Source organism: Bradyrhizobium ivorense, assembly GCF_900696085.1.
Taxonomy (GTDB): Bacteria; Pseudomonadota; Alphaproteobacteria; order Rhizobiales; family Xanthobacteraceae; genus Bradyrhizobium; species Bradyrhizobium ivorense.
The window spans coordinates 30,819-49,172 of record NZ_CAADFC020000028.1; the positions used below are offsets into that span (position 1 = coordinate 30,819).

An 18,354-nucleotide genomic window follows, 5' to 3' on the forward strand; every position below is an offset into this window, starting at 1 on the left:
TTTTCGAGCGAAGTGGATACCGGTTCGCGTGAAGAAAACGCGTCAGAACAAGAATCTAGAGCTCCGTTCCGATTCCATCGGAACGGAAATAGCTCTAGGGCGGTGGCAAATTGCCCCCGCCGCGCTCGGCGATTTCCCCGGGAGTGCCCGGGATGTTGGACGGTGAGAGCGGCGTGGTGTCGACGAACAACCGAGCCAATTGTGGTGCCGCGGTGCTTGTTCCTTCGAGCCTGAATACCGAGCCGCTGCGGTTGCCACCGGCGCGGATGCCTTGGAGGGCGCAGGATTCATCGCCTGGCAGGACGTAGTCGGGCCCGAGGCGCGGGCCTCCGCGCGCCGGACCTGCCGAGGAGTACGGTGCCTTGCGGCCATTCGAAAGGATGTAGCTGCCGGCAACGTGGATTCTCCGAACCTTCTCCGTCGCGATGCCGTTGAGGGTACCCCTGCGGTGGATCAGAGAACCGTGCTTCTCGAACACACCGTTCGCATAAGTGCAGCCGGCTGAAGCCCCGTGGTCGGCTTCCCAGGCCGCATCCACGAAGTAGGAACGTTTGGCGCCGGTATGCATGCCCATATTGGGATCGCTTCGTGCGACGTAGGCATGGACCTTGGCGTGCGTGTCGACGTACTCGACCTTGACAGTCCAGTCTCCGTGTTCCGCTACAGTCCCGGCTGTTGCGACGGTCGGTTCGACTGCCAGCAGCCACACCGTGCTGCTGCCCCATGCCACCGGTGCGAACACCCCGGTGTACGGTGGAATCGGCACGCCGGGACCGGGAGAGACCGGGCCGCTCGTCGAGCTGAAGACGATTCCGCCGGGCGACGTCAGCGTTACCGTGACATGCGCAGCGTCATGCGTTTGCATCCAGACCTCGGCAAAGCAAAGCACCGTGTTGTCCGGCGGAAGGCGCCACGTCCAGGCGACGCTGTCGGGCATTGTCGCCTCACTTCTGACATAGGCGATGTGCCCCTCGGTGAGGTAGGCATTGCCGGCGGCCAGCGCGATATGGAGCTTCGGCTTGCCCGACGAGCCATCGTATTCGGAGACCAAGTCCCTCAGCGTGTCCTCGAGTTCAGCCGTACCGTCATGCGGTCCCGTGGTCGGTCCATAGCTGATATTGATGACGACCGTCTTCGTCACGTACGGCTTGGTGAACGTCATGATGTAGTCGATCCCATCCTTGACGTACGCCTTGAGCCAGACTCCGGTCGCATCGCGAATGCACTGATCCGCGAATTGTACGAAGACCACGCCGGTCGTCGATGCGGGGTCGGCGTTCGCCTCCCAACTCGGCGGCTTCCGGCCGACAATGCGCGACGAAGTCGGGATGCGCCCGGCGAGTACGTCCATCACATGAGCCCCGTGCGATACCTGCCGCCTCAGGGTCGTGAACTCGGCGTCCGCATAGCAACTATCCTCATCGACGCTCCCGGCACCGGTCCGATGCGACGCCATCCAATCGCTGAGCCCGACGACCGTCGGCGTACCGGCGGTCGAATCGTGCAGAAACTCGATCCCATAGTTGAAGTCGGGCAGAAATCGGCCGAACTGTGCGTTGGTCCCGGCCGGGATCGGCTGTCGGCTCATGGAGCCGTACCAGGGGCCGAGCGTCTGGTTCTGGTCCCAGATGCCGAGCACCCTTGTATCCGTTCCTCCGAGAGTTGTCAGAAATTGAGCCGCCGCGAACGGACAGCCGTCGTCGAGCAGGCCAATCAGATGCTCCGGCGGGTTGGCACGAGAGCGTTCGACGATCTTCCGTGCGAAGGCTCGCTGGTCGGTCGGCACCAGCGGCAACGACAATTCGACCCGGGATACATTGTCGTTCCAGGCGTCGAACAAGTAGTTCCCGTCGGGTCGCGCGTCCTTGCTCGTGTCCCTGAATGCGTCGGTCACCACGCTCTTGTGCGCGCGCATCGTCGTGTAGAGCGAGTCCCGGTCCACCGGGCTGAATTCGACGGCGTATTTCGGATCGGCGACGGCCTTCTTGAAGGCGTTTGCCCGGTCGAGGCTCCTGAACTCCACGAGCAGGAAGACCCGAAAGGTCTTCTCGTCGAACGACGCAAAATTCTTGAAGTCGCTCGCGATGGCGTAGCGCAGATATGGATCGAAGCAGTTCGGCCGATCGTACATGGAGAATTCTCCACTCGGATGATTGCGCTCGGGCGTTCCTCAAGGGTAGGGGAATCTCGTTTGCCATTCCGCCTGGGCCGCGGCCCACAGGTGCTGCATCAAGAGAGACTGCTGGATGTTGACTCCCGTGGACGTCGAATAGAGCTTGCCGGCGCCAAGATCTTGATCCGAGCTGAACGGATTGAAGTCCGTGCTCGCGTGATGATCGATCCACGTCGCGTTGAATGTCCGGATCGTCGATGCGGTCGAGCCCGATCTCGTCGTGGTGCCGAGGCATCGGCCGACGAAGTACTCGCCGAGTGCAACCCCGAGCATTCGTCCCGCCATGCTGTCGACGGGAAAATGAACGCCCGCAACGGTGCGGTTGACGGCGATGCGCGCGGCCTGGCGATCGAGCTGATCCTTGATCTTGTCATATCCCGTGGTGGAGGCGCCGCCGCGATCCAGGAACAACAGTTGCTTCAGCATGTAGGCGACGGCATGGGCCTGGGTGGAGTGCCCGCTGGGGAAACTGCCGTGCCCCGGCGTCGTGATCATGGGCTGGACTTCCGCGTTGTACTCGACGGGACGCCAGCATGCCAGCGCATGCTTGAAGCGCATCTCCACATAGACGCAGAACTGCAACAGCATGTTGATCAGTTCGAAGGTGCGCTTGGTGCGGTCCGGATGCATGTAGATGATCGACGACCAGAAGGCGTATTGCGGATCGATCTGCGCCATGGTCTCGGTCGCGCGTTCGTCGCGCAGCTCGGCCCAGCTCAGCACGATCGGAAGCTGCGCAACGAAGGTTGCCTGGTTCGGTCGTTCGATCGCGGCAATGACGAACGGGGAAGCGGTCGTCGACGAGGCGGCGGACTGCGACGACTGCACCTGGAAGCCGTTGCCTGTTGTCGTCGGTGCGAAGCTGATGCCTTGCAGCATCTCGCCGATCGCCGTGTAGGCGCGGACCCATGGCTCCCAGCGCTCCAACTGCGCAGCGTCTTCTATCGAAGGCAGTCCCGGTGCATAGGTGTTGAATTCGGGAACGATGGTCCCCTCGCGGCTCTGGATGAGCGCGTCGACCATGATCGAATTTGCGTAGGCATCGGCCATCGTCCCGAGGAACGAGCCTCCCGCGCCGCCGGCCCCGCCGGCTCCTCCGGCTCCACCAGCCCCGCCGGCGCCGCCGGCGCCGCCGGCACCACCGGCACCGCCCGCGCCACCTGCACCTCCAGCACCGCCTAGCTGAGCCATTGCTGCCTCCTCATGATCAATATGCTTGCGTAAAATCAGCCCGTCGTCGGTAAGCCCGCGATTTCAAGGCAGCGCGCCCATTGCCTGCCGGTTTCGAGTTGTGCATTCGGAATGCGTGCGATGTATCTCTGGACGGTCAACGCCGGTTCCAGCCTGCGCATACCGGCCAACGCTGCGCGCGCCTCGTCGATTCGGTCCTGCAGCACAAGCGCAATTGTCAGCACCCTCCAGGTCGAAGGATGCATGCGATTGAGGCTCAGCGACGAGCGCGCCAGTCGCTCGGCTTCCTGATAGTTGTGCGCGGATAGTTCGGCGGTGGCACCGAGCGACTCGAAGTAGTAGCGCTGAGGATCAAGCGGCGAGAGCTGCAATGCCCGCCGGGTCGCCTCGACGGCGGCTTGCCCCCGCCCGTTGAACGCATCCACCGTGCCGCGGTACAGCCAGCCGAGCGCGTGGCTCGGGTTCGCTTCGACGGCCTGATCGCATCGCTCGCGGGCGGCGTCGAGATCTTTCAGCAGATGGCAGTGAACGAATCCTTCGGTCGCCAGTGCAAGCGCATCGGAGGGATCGCGATCCAGTGCCGCGTGCGTCGCGTTCAGTGCTTCGGTTGCTTCGCGCTTGCGGTCTTCCGACCACCCGCGTGTGACACGCAAAATGAACCAGTTGGCGAGCCAGGCGCGCGGCGCCGCAATCCGGCTGTGCCGGTTGATCAGTTCGTCGAGGATCTTGCGGGTTTGGAGAAACTCGTCCTTGCCGGAGCAATGCATCAACCGGATGCTGCCAAGCAGCAGCGAATAGCTTTCCAGTGTCGGCAGCGGCTGGGTCAGGACGTGTTCGACCTCGGCGTCGAAGACCGCCAGATGTGCGGCACTGGCGATCCTTTGCGCGAGCTCGCTGTCGGGCTGCAGGAGATCCGCAACGGTTCCGCGAATGCGGTCGGTCCAAACCACGCGGTTGGTGCGCGCGGCCGAAAGTTCTGCGGTCACCATCACCTCACCGGCATCCACAACATAACCACCGCTCAGGATGTAGGTGGCACCGAGATAAGCGGAGACTTCGGCAACGTCGTTCACCCGTCCGCGAAACACATTCGTGGACAGACGTGAGATCACCTTCAAATTCGGCGTCTTGGACAATCGCCAGATCACGCTGTCCGCGATCAGGTTGCCGACGTCGAAATGTTCGTGGGTGTCACGGCGCGCGTTGAAGGGGATGATGGCGATCGTTGGTTCCATGGGAGTGCCGTAATCGCGCCGGGCGGCGAGGCTCGGATATGGACCCGCCGGACCGACGCGATAGGCGCGAACCGGCTTGTCAAAATGTTTGAGTACGCATTCGCCCATGTCCTCGCATATTGCATCCACGCCATGCGTCAGCTCATCGCGCGCGGATGCGCTGCCAATGGTCTCGCCCGGCTCCGCCAGGCTTGCCAGCCCGGCGGCCAATTGTTCGTGCACCGACGCGCTGGCAATGGTCTCACCGGGTCCTGCCAGCGTTGCCAGCCGGGCTGCCAGGTTCACGCCCGTTCCATAGATATCCACGCCGTCGGTCCAGGCGATGGCGGAGTTGATCCCGGCACGGAGGTGGAAGCGGCGGTCTTCGGGTATCGTCGCGTTTTGCGCAGCGAGTGCGCGATGCATTTCCGCGGCTGCGGCCACGGCATCAGACACGGTCTCGAACCGCACCATCAATCCGTCGCCAAGGCTCTTGACCAGAACGCCGTGATGGCGACGCAAAATCTGCGTGGTTACGGTGTGGACGAAGCTTGTCCAGCGGCGCACAGTTTCGGCTTCATGCTCGCGCATGAGCCGCACTGATTCCACGAGGTCGACCAGCAGGACGACCGCCTGTTGTCGCACAAGACCGCCGTCCGCGATCGGACGACCGGACAGCGCATCTTGCGCGTGGTTCTCGTCATCTTCGTCCACCCCATAGGGCGCGGATGGCCCGCCGTCGCCATTCCGGCTTGGGCCTGTTGGCGACTGAGCCGAGCAGGTCGAATGCACCAAAACCTCCCAAGGCTCATGTTACGGGAGAATTTCCAACCGATCCGCCGATCCAGGCTCCTGACTATGATCCAGGCTCCTGACTATTATGCCATTTTTCCTGAGGAGAGGTTGTGATCAATTTCACAGCGACCGGTATTTCATGCTCTATAGGGCGTTAAATACCAGCCGTGTCATTGAACCAGCACCGCGGCATCTTGTCACCGATCGCGGAATGAAAGAATTCCATGCGTCTCCCCTTCTACGGCTGGATCATCGTCGTGGTGACCTTCGTCACCATGGCGATCGGCGTCAACGCGCGCACCGCGTTCTCGCTGTTCTATCCGCCGATCATCACCGAGTTCGGCTGGGAGCGCGGCGTCACCGCCGGCGCGTTCTCGTTCGGCTTCGTGGCGTCGGCGATCGCGAGCCCGCTGATCGGGCGGCTGATGGACCGCAGCGGTCCGCGCGCGGTGATGGAGCTCGGCGTGCTGCTGATGGGATCGGGGCTGCTGCTGGCGCCGCTGACCACGCAGCCCTGGCACCTTTACCTCACGATCGGCGTGCTGGTCGGCTCCGGCAGCGTGTGCCTCGGCTATTCCGGCCAATCGCTGTTCGTGCCGAATTGGTTCATCCGCCGCCGTGGCCTTGCAATCGGACTAGCCTTTGCCGGCGTCGGCATCGGCTCGGTGACGCTGTTGCCGTGGGTGCAGCACATGATCGAGCAGACCGGCTGGCGCACCGCCTGCACCGCGATGGGGATCATGGTGCTGGTCGTGCTCGCGCCGATCAATCTGTTGCTGCGCAAGCGGCCGGAGGACATCGGCTTGCGGCCGGACGGCGATGCCGCGCCGACGGCGGCCTCGGCGAAGCCGGCCTCGAACATCGTCGATCCGGTCTGGGCCGGCACCGACTGGACGCTGCCGCGCGCGCTGCGCACCGCGCGGTTCTGGTGGATCGCGGTCGGCTATTTCTGCGGCCTGTACATCTGGTACGCGGTGCAGGTGCACCAAACCAAATTCCTGCTCGACATCGGCTTCAGCTCCAATGTCGGCGTCTGGGCGCTCGGCGTCGTCAGCTTGCTCGGCATTCCCGGCCAGATCTGGCTCGGCCATCTGTCCGATCGGATCGGCCGCGAATGGGTGTGGGCGATCTCCTGCTTCGGCTTCGTCATCTGCTTTGCGGCGCTGGTGGCGCTGCGATACTGGCCGGCGATGCCGCTGGTCTGGCTGATGGTGCTGACCCAGGGCGCGCTCGGCTACGGCCTCACCTCGGTGATGGGACCGGTCGTGCTGGAGATTTTTCAGGGCAAGCATTACGGCAGCATCTTCGGCACCGTGATGCTGGCCGCGCTTGCCGGCGGCGCCGCCGGGCCGTGGTTGACGGGACAGCTCTACGATCTCACCGGCAGCTACACGGCTGCATTCGTGCTCGGCATCGCGGCCAGCCTGCTGTCGGCGTTCGCGATCTGGCAGGCCTCGCCCGGCAAGGTCCGCGCCGTCGCCGGACAGATGCACAAGATCGCAAGCGCCCCCTGATCTCAGGCCGACGCGACGCCGATCGCGCGGTGTAGATCGGTGATGGCGCGCAGAAAACTGTCCGCCGGCGTGGTCTCCGGGTCGATCAGGCGGTGAAGCCGAAATCCGTCCTCCAGCGCCAGCACAACCGCGCCGGTCCATTCCGGGTTGAGCGCGTTGTTGCGGCCGCCATTCTTCGCCGTGGCGGTGACGATATCCGTGATCAGCTTGCGCCGCGCGCGCAGCCGCTTGGCCAGTTCGGGCCGGCGCTTCTCGGCGCGCGCCACGAACAGGATCATCTCCATGTGCAGCAGTGGCGAGCGGCCGAGCGGATCCTGCCGGCTGCGATCCATGGTGCGGAGCGCCTCGAGAAAATCGGCGAGATTCTGGTGCTGGGCGAGCAAATCGAGACATCGCCTAACCGATTGCTCGACGTGATCCTCGAGCATCGCGAAGATCAACTCGTCCTTGCTGGTGAAGTTCGAATAGAACGCGCCGCGGGTGAAGCCGGCCGCGGCCGCGATCGCCTCGATGCTGGCGCCGCCGATACCCTGTTCCTCGAACACCCGCGCCGCCGCCTCGAACAGCTTCTCGCGGGTGTCGTCGCGTGTTGGTCTGGTTCGAACCCTTGACATTGGCGCAGTTTAGGGCACAATGCAACTCGATACAAGAGTGTATCGAATTGCATTTCAGCAAAACCAGAATATCCGGCCAAAGCCGCCGGCCCGAGGATGACACCAAGGCGCGTCACGGTGCGGGCACCCGGCGCAGCGAGCGAACGAGGTCACCATGAACGAGCATGTTCAGTCGACAGGCAGCGAGCCGCTTTTCAATCCGCTGGCGCCCGAATACATCCGCAATCCCTATCCGTATTACGAGCGGTTGCGCACCATGGACCCGGTGCACCTCAATGTGCACGGCGCCTTCGTCGCCAGCCGTCACGCCGAGGTCAGCCTGGTGATGCGCGACAAGCGCTTCGGCAAGGATTTTTCCGAGCGCACCATCCGCCGCTACGGCCCCAAGATCATGGAGGAGCCGGCGTTCCGCAGCATGAGCCACTGGATGCTGCAGCAGGATCCGCCCGATCACACCCGCCTGCGCGGCCTCGTCGTCAAGGCCTTCACCGCGCGCCGGGTCGAGGACATGCGTCCGCGCATCCAGCAGGTGGTCGACGAGACGCTCGACCGCATCATTCCGCAGGGAAAGATGGACCTGATCGAGGATTTCGCGTTCCGCCTGCCGGTCACGATCATCTGCGACATGCTCGGGATTCCCGAGGAGCACCGCGAGGCCTTCTACAACGGCTCCCGCGACGGCGGACGCCTGCTCGATCCGGTGCCGCTGTCGCCCGAGGAGATCAAGCAGGCCAATGCCGGGAACGTGATGGCGGCGATGTATTTCCACCAACTGTTCGAGCTGCGCCGCAAGCAGCCGGGCGATGACCTCACCACGCAGCTGGTGCAGGCCGAGGAGAATGGTCACAAGCTCACCAACGAGGAGCTCACCGCCAACATCATCCTGCTGTTCGGCGCCGGCCACGAGACGACCGTGAACCTGATCGGCAACGGCCTGCTGGCGCTCCATCGCAACCCGGATCAGCTGGCGCTGCTCAAGGCCAATCCCGGCCTGATCACCAACGCCATCGAAGAGTTCCTGCGTTATGATTCCTCGGTGCAGGCGACCGGCCGTGTCGCGCTGGAGGACATCGAGGATCTCGGCGGCAAGCGGATTCCGAAGGGCGAAACCGTGCTCTGTCTGCTCGGCTCGGCCAATCACGATCCCGCGGTGTATCCCGACCACCCCGAGAAGCTCGACATCCGGCGGCCGAACGTGAAGCCGCTGTCGTTCGGCGGCGGCATCCATTTCTGCCTCGGCGCCCAGCTGGCGCGGATCGAGGCGGAGATCGCGATCTCGACCCTGCTGCGCCGGATCCCGGACCTGCGGCTCGATGACGCGGAAAATCCCGAGTGGCGGCCGACCTTCGTGCTGCGTGGGCTGAAGTGCTTGCCCGCCAGCTGGTGATCTCCCGGAGTTGCGGCGGGCAGCGTTCCCGCCGCGCTCACGGGGAAAACCGGTGTCCAGTCTGAAGTTACAGCGGGAAAGTCGCTGTGACTTCGCCATACTTGTCTCTATATATTGAGCTGCTCCGGCCAAAGGTTTGCCAAGGTTCAGCGTGAGGCGGCTGCCGCGGAGCGGGCTCAAAGGGAGACACCGTGCAGACGACGCTGCTCGGCCTGGCAATCGCATTCATTCTTGCACTGGTGGCCGCGCTGGTCGGTCCGTATTTCGTCGACTGGAACCAGTTCAGGCCGCAGTTCGAGGCAGAGGCGACGAGGATCATCGGTGCGCCGGTACGTGTCGCCGGCAACCTCGATGCGCGCCTGCTGCCGGCGCCCTGGCTGCGGCTGAAGACCGTCACCATCGGCGGCGCCAACGACCTCGGCAAGGTCCGCGCCGCCAACCTCGACGTCGAGTTCAGCCTCGGCTCGCTGATGCGCGGCGAGTGGCGCGCGACCGAGCTCACCATCAACGGCGTGTCGCTCGATCTCGGGCTCGATCCGAAGGGGCGGGTCGACTGGCCGGTGTCGAGCGGGGCCCTCAGCCTGGCGTCGCTGGCGATCGACCGCCTCAACCTGACCGGCCGCGTCGCGCTGCACGATGCGGCGAGCCGCAGCACGCTCGAGCTGAACGACATCGCCTTCAGCGGCGATGTCCGCTCGCTCGCCGGCGCGATCCGCGGCGACGGCAATTTCATGATGGGCGGCAATCGCTACCCGTTTCGGATCTCCTCGGGGCAGGGCGCTGATAGCAACGGCACCCGCGTGCATTTTTCCGTCGATCCCGGCCAGCGGCCGGTGTCGGCCGATCTCGACGGCGTCCTGAGCTTCGAGAACCGCGCGCCGCGCTTCGAGGGGAACGTGACGCTGGCGGGCCTGCCGGGCCAGCGCGGCGGCAGCGATGCGCCGCCATGGCGGATTGCCGCCAAGGTGAAATCGGACTCTGCGGCGGCGCGCCTCGACCAGGTCGAGTTGAGCTATGGCGCCGAGGACCGCGCGCTGAAGCTTGCCGGCAGCGGCGATATCCGTTTCGGCGCGACGCCGCTGCTGCGCGCCTCGCTCGCGGCACGGCAGCTCGATGCCGACAGGTTCGCCGCCAAGGATACGGGTAAGGATACCGGCAAGGACGGCAATGCCGAGCCGGCGAAAGTGTTGCCGGCGCTGCGCGCGGTGTTGTCGGGCCTTCCGCAAAGCCCGATCGCGGCGCAGATCGAACTGGCCGCAGAGCAGATCATGCTCGGCGGCCGTCCGCTGCAGGACATCGCGGCCGAGCTGCAGACCGATGCGAAATCCTGGACGGTGCGCCGGCTGGAGTTCCGTGCGCCGGGATCGACGCGGGTGTCGATGAGCGGCGCCAGCGCGCAGGCGGGAGCAGCCGACAGCTTCAAGACCGCGCTCAACATCGAATCGACGGATCCCGATGCGCTGATGAACTGGCTGGAGGGGCGCGGCGACGCCGCCTATCGCAGCCAGAAGCCGCTGCGGCTGCGCGGCGACGTCGCGGTGTCGCCGGCAGGCTTTGCGATCGATGCCATGAAGGCGGAGCTCGAGGGGGGCACGCTCGAGGGCCGTATCGCGGTCTCGCACCGCGCGGCGAGCAAGGGATCGAAGATCGAGGCGCAGCTGAAGGCGGAGCGGCTCGATCTCGATGCGACCACGGCATTCATCCGCTCGCTGGCCGGCCCGCAGGGCGAATGGCCCGACGAGATGCAGCTGTCGCTCGACGTCGGCCGCGCGATTTCCGCAGGCCAGGAACTGCGGCCGCTGCAGGCGAAGATTGCCTATGGGCCGAGCAGCATCGTGGTCGAGCGCGTCAGGATCGGCCAGCCCGACAATGTCACGCTGGATGGCAGCGGCACCTTCGACCGCGGCAACGCGACCGGCAAATTGACGATCGATGCGACCGCCGCCTCGCTCGGCCGGTTCGCTGCGATCGTGCAGCCGTTCGCGCCGTCGGCTGCCGCGCGGCTCGGCGTGCTGCAGGCCGATGCCGGCCCTATCAGAGCCAAGCTGGCGCTCGAGCTCGGCAAGGGCAAGGCGGCCGATCGCACCGCCGCACAGGCGACGCTCGATCTCGACGCGCCGCAGCTCAAGGGACGAACGGTGCTGTCGGCAACGCCGCCGGTCGCCGCAATCCGCGCGCTGGATATCGATGCGCTCGGGCGCAGCGAGGTCGCCGCGGAGGCCAAGGTCTCGGCCGGCCAGGGCAATGCCCTGCTGGCGCTGCTTGGACTTGATCGGACGATCGCCGCCGGCGCGGGCCCGCTGCAGTTCGAGGGCAGCGTCAATGGCGTGTGGCACGCGCCGCTGCGACTGAAGGCGAAGCTCTGGGGCGGCGGACTCGACGCCGATGCCGAAGGCACCGCGGAGCCGTGGGCGAAGGATGCCAAATCGAGCGTCAGCCTGCGCGTCCGCAGCGCCGACATCACACCGCTGCTCAATCTGAAACCATCGGATGCGGCCGGAAATATCCGCCTGACGTCGCGCCTGACGATCGCGGGCGACCGCCTGAGCTTTGACGATCTCGACAGCATCGTCGCCGGCTCGCGGCTGCGCGGGCGGCTTGCGGTGACGCTTGCCGATCAGAAGAGCATCGAGGGTGAGATCGGCCTCGACCAGATTTCGCTGGCGCCGGTCTTTGCCGCCGCGATCGGGGCTGCGGGCCATGATGCGAAGGAGCCGCTCGGCGCCGGCCTGACCGGCGGCTGGCGCGGCAAGGTCACGTTCGAGGCGCTGCGCGGCCTGTTGCCGGGCGGCGCCGAGCTGCAGCCGGTGAGCGGCACCATCAGGTCCGACGGGCAGGCGGTGACCTTCGACGGCATCAAGGGCAAGATCGGCGGCGGCGAGGCGAGCGCCAGCATCGATGCGCGGCAGGGCGTCAACGGGCTCGCGCTGAACGCCAACCTCCAGCTCTCCGGCGTCGACGGCTCGGCGCTGCGCTATCGCAGTCTGGCGCTGCCAAAGGGGCGCGCCGCGATGCAGATGACGCTGCTGACCCAGGGCCGCAGCGCCTCGGCGCTCATGGGCGCGCTCTCCGGTAGCGGCACTGTGACGCTGGAGGAGATCAGCCTGCCGGGGCTCGATCCGCGCGCCTTCGACGTCGCGATCCGTGCCAGCGACTCCGGACAGGCGACCGACGACAACCGGCTGCGGCAGATCGTCGAGCCGGCGCTCGCAGGCGGTGCGCTGCCAGTCGCGTCGGCGCAAATCCCGTTCAACATCCGCGACGGCCGCATCCGGGTCGGCGCCACCACGCTCGCGGCCAGCGGCGCCAATGTCGTCGTGTCGGGCGGCTACGCCATTCCCGACGACCAGGCCGACATCCGTGTCGCGCTGGCATCGACGCAGATCGGCACCGCGAACAGTCGTCCGGAAATCCAGCTGCTCGCGGTGGGGACGCCGGACGGCCTTTCGCGCAGCGTCGACATCGCGGCGCTGTCGTCATGGCTTGCCGTGCGTGCGATCGATCGCGAGACCAGGCGGCTCGATGCGATCGAACGCGGCGAGCCGCCGCCTCCGGCCGACCCGCAGCCTGCGGCGATTCAGCCATCGACCGGGGCCGCCGCGCCCGATGCGCCGGTGCCGCCCGGCGAAGTGCCGCTGCCGCGCCGCGCGCCGGCGAAGCCGAAGATCGTGGCACCGCATCCGCCGATCGTGCCGCCGGTGGCGAACGCGCCGGCCATCGTGCCGTCAGCGCCGCCGGTCGGAAGCCAGCCCCAGCTCGCGCCGCTGCCGCCGCCGATCGACGTCAAGCCGCTGCCGGGCGCAGCCAAACAAAAGCAGCTGCGTCCGCCATTGTCGCTGACGCCGCAGGTTGCCAATCCGCCGCCGCGGCCGGCGATGCAGAACTAGGAATCAGGTTAAGGGGCGTGCAGGCCGCTCAGGCCTGCTGACGCGTATCGACTTGCTGGGAGCGCACCTCCGGCACGGCCGGCGCGGCGCGCGAGCGGAAGTAGTCCAGCACGAAGAGACGGATCGCAGAGGACAGATTGCCCTGCTGGCGATTGCTGTCGATCTCGCCGACCAGCTCCGACAGCGTCATGTTCCGCAGTCCGGAGATTTCCTTCATGCCGTTCCAGAACGCCTCTTCGAGGCTGACGCTGGTCTTGTGTCCGGCGACGACGATCGAACGTTTCACCACGGGAGACTTCATGATGCGTCTCCACCGTCGATGCGATGCTGATCCAGCTGACGCGCATTGCGCTCGGCAACAAATTCATCGCGCGTGCGTTCGGACTTCGTGCGACCGAATAACGCACGGTTGGCTTCGGCCTGCTTCGCTGCTTGTTCGCGCTCACCGCGCTTCTTGAATCGTTTCAAGTTGACCACGTCGCCCATGCTTGTCCCTCATCGTCCCCTGGTCCGAATTGGTGATGCATCGTGACGAAAGCAAGTGTGGTCGCGCTGCGCGCCTGGCTCGGTTTCCATCCAGAATCCCCGTTTGATGCTTGTGATAGCATCAAAGAACTGGTTTCGCTCTGCGAAAACTAGACGTCTGCATGCTGTACCATGCGCCAGCGCAGAGCTGATAGATGAACGGCCTTAGTCTTTAGGCGTTATGATCCATAATTATATCACGCACGTTGGCCGTAATTATCCGGATCAATTATCCGGACATTGCGCCGGGCACTCAGCCCGGGTGTGTCATTTTGTCCGGCTGCACCAGACGATCGAATTCATCTGCAGACACGAATCCAAGCCGCAACGCCTCTTCCTTCAACGTGGTGCCGTGCGCATGCGCCGACTTGGCGACCTTGGCCGCGTTGTCGTAGCCGATCTTCGGCGCGAGCGCCGTCACCAGCATCAGCGAGCGCTGCATCAGTTCGCTGATGCGCTTTTCGTCGGCGCGTATGCCGACAACGCAATGCTCGGTGAATGAGCGGACGACGTCGGCCAGCAGCTGAATGGAATTTATCATACAATATGCCAAAACCGGCTTGTACACGTTGAGCTCGAAATGGCCCTGGCTGCCGGCGACCGTGATCGTGGTCTGATTGCCGAACACCTGGCAGCACACCATGGTCATCGCCTCGCACTGCGTCGGATTGACCTTGCCCGGCATGATCGATGAGCCCGGCTCGTTCTCCGGCAGGATCAATTCGCCGAGGCCCGAGCGCGGCCCCGAGCCGAGGAAGCGGATGTCGTTGGCGATCTTGAACAGCCCGGTCGCCACCGAGTTGATCGCGCCGTGCACCAGCACATAGGCGTCGTTCGACGCCAGCGATTCGAACTTGTTCGCCGCGCTGGTGAACGGCAGCTTGGTGATCTCGGCAACATGCCTGGCGAAGGCGTTTGGGAATTCCGGCTTCGAGTTGAGGCCGGTGCCGACCGCGGTGCCGCCCTGCGCCAGTGGAAACAGCTCCTTCACCGCCGTCTTGAGCCGCGCGATGCCGCTCTCGACCTGCGCGGCATAGCCGGAGAATTCCTGGCCGAGCGTCAGCGGGGTCGCGTCCTGGGTATGGGTGCGCCCGATCTTCACGATCTTGGCAAACGCGTCCTGCTTGTCGTGCAGCGCCTGATGCAGCTCGGTCAGCGCCGGGATCAGGTCGGCGATGATCCGCGTCGCCGCGGCGATGTGCATCGCGGTCGGGAATGAATCGTTCGACGACTGGCTCATGTTGACCTGGTCGTTCGGGTGGATCGGCTGCTTGGCGCCGAGCTCGCCGCCGAGCATCTGGTTGGCGCGGTTGGCGATCACCTCGTTGACGTTCATGTTGGTCTGGGTGCCCGAGCCGGTCTGATAGACCACCAGCGGAAAATGATCGTCGAGCTTGCCGTCGATCACTTCCTTTGCAGCGCTGATGATGGCGTCGGCGCGGCGCGCATCGAGCTGGCCGAGTTCGCGATTGGTCTCGGCGGCTGCGAGCTTGACGATGCCGAGTGCGTGGATGATCGCGATCGGCATCCGGTCGTGGCCGATCTTGAAATTCTGCCGTGAGCGCTCGGTCTGCGCGCCCCAGTAGCGGTCGGCGGGCACGTCGATCGGACCGAAGCTGTCGGTCTCGCTGCGGGTGGCGGCGTGGGATGGTGTCGTCGACTGAGCCATGGATGCTCTCCGTTGCGTCATCAGCACGTGATCCGGCAATCGCGCCAGCGTTCAGGCGGCAACGCCAGGCGTCTGCGCCAAGGTCACGTTCAAGCAGAAGATAGTGCGGGACGACGGTCTGTCATCCCGATCTTCGCCGGCATCCTACAGGGTCGGGGAGTGCTCTGCGCTTAGATTATTTCTCGGATCATTTCTTGCGGAAACGATCGAGCCGCACCACCTCGGCGCCTTCGCTCGGCTTCTCCGGCTCGTCCTCGGTCTCGGCTGCATTGCTCTCGGCGGCAGCGCGGGCCGGCGTCGCGGCGAGCGAGGAGGCCGCCGGCGCGGCCGGCACTTTGGCGGGCGGGGCTTCGGAGAGCGCGTCCGAAACGTCGAACCTGAGGTCGAACGGCGCCGAAGGATCGAGGAAACGCGTCACCGAGGCGAACGGCACGGTCAACCGCTCGGGGATGCCGCCGAACGACAGGCCGACCTCGAACCGGTCCTCGGTCACCACCAGGTCCCAGAACTGGTGCTGCAGGATGATCGTCATCTCCTCCGGATATTGCGCGAGCAGCCGTGACGACAGCTTCACGCCGTCGGCGCCCGACAGGAAGGTGATGTAGAAATGGTGCTCGCCCGGCAGGCCATGTTCGGCAGCGTCGGCCAGCACCCGGCGCAGCACCCCGCGCAGCGCGTCCCGCGCCAGCACGTCATATCGGATGTGATCGGTCGCCATGGTAATTCCGTCGCTTTCGAAAATGGCCAGCATGTCTGAAGGCGCTGCCGGACCCATCCGACTCGCCCCCTGTCTTGGCCAATCTAACCTGCCGGGAGCCGGAAATCAGCAGGGACGGCAAACTGAAAATGCAGGGCGGAAACACCCCGGTCTAAAAAGAGGTGGAAGTGGAGGCTTCTGTTGCCAGGTGCCTCCGAACCCCGCCTAGCGGAGCTTAACCCGCTAGGACTTTAAGATGGTCTTTCAAACTGCGTTACGCAGCCTGAGCAACCGGAGCAAAGTTGTCGTTGGCAACTATTGCATTGGCCCGATGTCGGCGGAACCATACCGAGAAAAAACGCGCCCTTTACGCCCTCGTCGATCCTATTTCGCCCCCGCCAAAAGCCACCCTGGAAACGTTCCCCGGATGGGCTTTGGTGGAGGCGCCGGGTACCGCCCCCGGGTCCGAATGGTTTATTGCGACGGTCATTTATTTCCATAGCCGGCGAACCGGCACCCCCAATATAGGCGGCTGGCTCAGAGAAAAACAGTGCCGATTCAGGCGCCTTCGGCTGTGAAAACACGCCGATTTGGGTTGGCCTGTGTCCCGTGGCCGTTCTAGATTTTGCCCATGCCCCCGGAATCCCTGCCGGTTGCCGCCCCGGCGCCGGATGCCTCTGCACCATCCCCGCCCACCCAGCCCGGCCTGCTCGAGCTGTTCCTTGCCTTTGCCAAGATGTCGCTGGCCGGCTTCGGCGGGGTGCTGGTCTGGGCCCGGCGGGGCATCGTCGAGCAGCACCGCTGGATGACCGCGGAGGAATTCAACGAGACCTTCGCGCTGTGCCATTTTCTGCCAGGGCCGAACATCGTCAACCTGTCGGTCGTGTTCGGGGCGCGCTTCCGCGGCATCGCCGGCGGGTTCGCGGCGTTCGCCGGCCTGGTCGGCCCGCCGATGGTGATCGCGACCATCCTGGCCGCGCTCTACATGCATTACGGCGATATCCCTGCGCTGCGCCGCACCCTCGCCGGCGTCGCCTGCGCCGCGGTCGGGCTGCTGATCGCGGTCGTGTTCAAGATGATGATGCCGCTAATCAAGCGGCGCGATGTCACCGGCCTCGTCATCCTGACCGCAGTGTTCGCGGCGATCGGCCTGATCCGATGGCCGCTGCAGATCGTGCTGCTGGTCGCGATCCCGCTGAGCCTTGCGATCACGATCCTGACGCGCCGCATGGTGAAGGCATGAGCAGCAATTCCAATCCGATTGCGGAACTGGTCTGGACCTTCGCCCTGATGTCGCTGTTTGCGGTCGGCGGCGCCAATTCGGCTATACCGGAAATGCACCGTGCCGCGGTCGACGTCCATCACTGGATGACCGACAAGCAGTTCGCCGATGTGTTCGCGATCTCGCAACTGTCCCCGGGACCGAACGTGCTGATCGTGACGCTGATCGGCTATTCCGTCGCCGGGATCGGCGGCGCATTGGCAGCGACGGTCGCGATGTGCGGGCCGACTGCGCTGTTGGCCTATTATGTCAGCCGCTTCCTCGAGCGCTCGAAGCATGCACGCTGGCCCGCGATCATCCAGGCCGCACTTGTTCCGCTCTCGATCGGCCTGATGGCGGCGAGCGGGCTGATCCTGGCGCGGACATCAGACCAAAGTTGGATCGCGGCCCTGATCACGATTATCGCAGCTGCACTCGCCTTTGCGACACGGATCAATCCGTTCTGGCTGCTGCTCGCCGGGGGCGTCTTGGGTTTTGCTGGCGTTGTCTGACGAAAATCGCTAGGCAGGGGCGGGGCGGGACCTATTCCAGCCGATAGAAGAAGCAAGGCCCGCGATAGCGGGTCATGGAGGAGACACGCATGGCCGACACGATGGGCCACACGGCGTCAGCGACGGACAATATGACGCGAAATACGTCAGTCGCGCTCGGAATCGTCCTGTTGGGGCTGGCGCCGCAGATCTTTGAACTGGTGTGGTCGTTGGGAACGCTCGTCGGACTGGGGGCCGGCCGTGGTCCGCTGCAGGTGGTGACCGCGCATCTGACGGCCCTCGTGACCTCGGTCCCCAGCCTCATTGCCGTTCTGGCCGCCGTTCCCGGCATGATCCTGAGCTATTTTTCTCCGGGATCGGCTGCCGCGGCCGCGAAGTCGACGCTGTCGTCGGACGAGCTTCTGGCGCTGATCTATTCCTACCCTCTGTTTGCCGTCGCGATCCTGACGCTGTTCGTCAGGATCCGGGCGCCGCAGGACTATATCGGCGGTGTCGTGCTGATGGCGGTGGCGCTGTTTGCGCTGTGGGCGTCCAGCGATCTGCAGGGTATGCACGGCTTCTCCTTCGGCGCCGGAACCGCGCCGCGGATGTTCGGTGTGCTGCTGGTGGCGCTGAGCGCCAGCATCGCCCTGACCGGGCTTCTCCACGAGGGGGAGGGGCTTTCCCACTATTCCTGGCGAGGGCCGCTGTTCGTGTCGGCGGCGATCATCTTCTTCGCGCTGGCGATCCGGCCGCTCGGGCTCGTCGTCACCGCATTTTCGAGCTTCCTGATCGCGGCGATCGGTTCGCATGAGACGACGTGGCTCGAGGCCGTCATTGTCGGCGCCTGCCTGACGCTCGGCTGCGCGATCCTGTTTCCCTACATCCTCGGACTTCCGATGCCGATGTTCCCGCGTTTTCTGATCCAGTGAGGAC

The 18,354-nt window shown here is 65.0% G+C and carries 14 protein-coding genes and 1 other RNA gene; 6 read left to right on the forward strand and 9 right to left on the reverse strand.

Features of this window, described 5'->3' with window-relative positions:
• Positions 1 to 94: 94 nt before the first annotated feature.
• Genes CI41S_RS43800 through CI41S_RS31350 form a run of 3 tightly spaced genes read right to left on the reverse strand, consistent with a single transcriptional unit; the run spans position 95 to position 5,292 of the window.
• Positions 95 to 2,131 (reverse strand): S8/S53 family peptidase, encoded by a 2,037-nt coding sequence (locus CI41S_RS43800; protein ID WP_172628260.1) that lies wholly within the window; start codon positions 2,129 to 2,131, stop codon positions 95 to 97.
• 39 nt (positions 2,132 to 2,170) lie between these two features.
• Positions 2,171 to 3,364 carry a phosphatase PAP2 family protein gene (locus CI41S_RS31345; RefSeq protein WP_139863001.1) on the reverse strand — a complete coding sequence of 398 codons (1,194 nt, stop codon included), beginning with the start codon at positions 3,362 to 3,364 and terminating at the stop codon, positions 2,171 to 2,173.
• A 35-nt stretch (positions 3,365 to 3,399) separates the two neighbouring features.
• On the reverse strand, positions 3,400 to 5,292 hold the full coding sequence (locus CI41S_RS31350; RefSeq protein WP_139863002.1) for an adenylate/guanylate cyclase domain-containing protein: 1,893 nt from the start codon (positions 5,290 to 5,292) through the stop codon (positions 3,400 to 3,402).
• Positions 5,293 to 5,597: 305 nt separating this feature from the next.
• Here CI41S_RS31350 and CI41S_RS31355 point away from each other — a divergent pair, with 305 nt between their 5' ends.
• Positions 5,598 to 6,887 (forward strand): MFS transporter, encoded by a 1,290-nt coding sequence (locus tag CI41S_RS31355; protein ID WP_139485620.1) that lies wholly within the window; start codon positions 5,598 to 5,600, stop codon positions 6,885 to 6,887.
• A gap of 2 nt (positions 6,888 to 6,889) precedes the next feature.
• Here the strand turns inward: CI41S_RS31355 and CI41S_RS31360 are convergent, their stop codons facing one another.
• A complete protein-coding gene (locus tag CI41S_RS31360) occupies positions 6,890 to 7,501 on the reverse strand; it encodes a TetR/AcrR family transcriptional regulator (protein WP_139485619.1) in 612 nt (203 codons plus the stop codon).
• Positions 7,502 to 7,655: 154 nt separating this feature from the next.
• Between CI41S_RS31360 and CI41S_RS31365 the strand changes: the two genes are divergently transcribed.
• Together CI41S_RS31365 and CI41S_RS31370 are read left to right on the forward strand one after the other, a co-directional pair.
• A complete protein-coding gene (locus CI41S_RS31365) occupies positions 7,656 to 8,888 on the forward strand; it encodes a cytochrome P450 (protein ID WP_139485618.1) in 1,233 nt (410 codons plus the stop codon).
• 191 nt (positions 8,889 to 9,079) lie between these two features.
• Complete coding sequence (locus CI41S_RS31370; RefSeq protein ID WP_139863003.1) at positions 9,080 to 12,775, forward strand: AsmA family protein; 3,696 nt, start codon at positions 9,080 to 9,082, stop codon at positions 12,773 to 12,775.
• Positions 12,776 to 12,803: 28 nt separating this feature from the next.
• Here CI41S_RS31370 and CI41S_RS31375 read toward each other — a convergent pair whose 3' ends face one another.
• The 5 genes from CI41S_RS31375 to ssrA form a co-directional block, all read right to left on the reverse strand.
• Entirely contained in the window at positions 12,804 to 13,076 is a 273-nt protein-coding gene (locus CI41S_RS31375; protein ID WP_139485616.1) for a ribbon-helix-helix domain-containing protein, read from the reverse strand.
• Positions 13,073 to 13,261: a DUF4169 family protein gene (locus CI41S_RS31380; RefSeq protein WP_139863004.1), complete on the reverse strand. Its 189-nt coding sequence runs from the start codon at positions 13,259 to 13,261 to the stop codon at positions 13,073 to 13,075. Before CI41S_RS31380 ends, CI41S_RS31375 begins: the two co-directional genes overlap by 4 nt.
• Positions 13,262 to 13,553: 292 nt before the next feature.
• Positions 13,554 to 14,969: a class II fumarate hydratase gene (gene fumC / locus CI41S_RS31385; RefSeq protein ID WP_139863005.1), complete on the reverse strand. Its 1,416-nt coding sequence runs from the start codon at positions 14,967 to 14,969 to the stop codon at positions 13,554 to 13,556.
• 187 nt (positions 14,970 to 15,156) lie between these two features.
• A complete protein-coding gene (locus tag CI41S_RS31390) occupies positions 15,157 to 15,687 on the reverse strand; it encodes an SspB family protein (protein WP_139863006.1) in 531 nt (176 codons plus the stop codon).
• Positions 15,688 to 15,853: 166 nt separating this feature from the next.
• Positions 15,854 to 16,220: a transfer-messenger RNA gene (gene ssrA, locus CI41S_RS31395) on the reverse strand.
• 77 nt (positions 16,221 to 16,297) lie between these two features.
• Here ssrA and CI41S_RS31400 point away from each other — a divergent pair.
• The 3 genes from CI41S_RS31400 (at position 16,298) to CI41S_RS31410 (ending at position 18,350) form a co-directional block, all read left to right on the forward strand.
• Entirely contained in the window at positions 16,298 to 16,909 is a 612-nt protein-coding gene (locus CI41S_RS31400; RefSeq protein ID WP_172628261.1) for a chromate transporter, read from the forward strand.
• Entirely contained in the window at positions 16,906 to 17,439 is a 534-nt protein-coding gene (locus CI41S_RS31405; protein ID WP_139863007.1) for a chromate transporter, read from the forward strand. The genes CI41S_RS31400 and CI41S_RS31405 overlap by 4 nt, the downstream gene beginning before the upstream one ends.
• A gap of 89 nt (positions 17,440 to 17,528) precedes the next feature.
• A complete protein-coding gene (locus CI41S_RS31410) occupies positions 17,529 to 18,350 on the forward strand; it encodes a tripartite tricarboxylate transporter TctB family protein (RefSeq protein ID WP_139863008.1) in 822 nt (273 codons plus the stop codon).
• Positions 18,351 to 18,354 lie beyond the last annotated feature (4 nt).

What these genes read in the sequence shown, in the direction of transcription:
- CI41S_RS43800 (WP_172628260.1), bottom strand. Translation starts at nt 2,131, where the DNA reads ATGTACGATCGGCCGAACTGCTTCGATCCATATCTGCGCTACGCCATC.
- CI41S_RS31345 (WP_139863001.1), bottom strand. Translation starts at nt 3,364, where the DNA reads ATGGCTCAGCTAGGCGGTGCTGGAGGTGCAGGTGGCGCGGGCGGTGCC.
- CI41S_RS31355 (WP_139485620.1), top strand. Translation starts at nt 5,598, where the DNA reads ATGCGTCTCCCCTTCTACGGCTGGATCATCGTCGTGGTGACCTTCGTC.
- CI41S_RS31360 (WP_139485619.1), bottom strand. Translation starts at nt 7,501, where the DNA reads ATGTCAAGGGTTCGAACCAGACCAACACGCGACGACACCCGCGAGAAG.
- CI41S_RS31365 (WP_139485618.1), top strand. Translation starts at nt 7,656, where the DNA reads ATGAACGAGCATGTTCAGTCGACAGGCAGCGAGCCGCTTTTCAATCCG.
- CI41S_RS31375 (WP_139485616.1), bottom strand. Translation starts at nt 13,076, where the DNA reads ATGAAGTCTCCCGTGGTGAAACGTTCGATCGTCGTCGCCGGACACAAG.
- CI41S_RS31380 (WP_139863004.1), bottom strand. Translation starts at nt 13,261, where the DNA reads ATGGGCGACGTGGTCAACTTGAAACGATTCAAGAAGCGCGGTGAGCGC.
- fumC (WP_139863005.1), bottom strand. Translation starts at nt 14,969, where the DNA reads ATGGCTCAGTCGACGACACCATCCCACGCCGCCACCCGCAGCGAGACC.
- CI41S_RS31390 (WP_139863006.1), bottom strand. Translation starts at nt 15,687, where the DNA reads ATGGCGACCGATCACATCCGATATGACGTGCTGGCGCGGGACGCGCTG.
- CI41S_RS31400 (WP_172628261.1), top strand. Translation starts at nt 16,298, where the DNA reads ATGCCCCCGGAATCCCTGCCGGTTGCCGCCCCGGCGCCGGATGCCTCT.
- CI41S_RS31405 (WP_139863007.1), top strand. Translation starts at nt 16,906, where the DNA reads ATGAGCAGCAATTCCAATCCGATTGCGGAACTGGTCTGGACCTTCGCC.
- CI41S_RS31410 (WP_139863008.1), top strand. Translation starts at nt 17,529, where the DNA reads ATGGCCGACACGATGGGCCACACGGCGTCAGCGACGGACAATATGACG.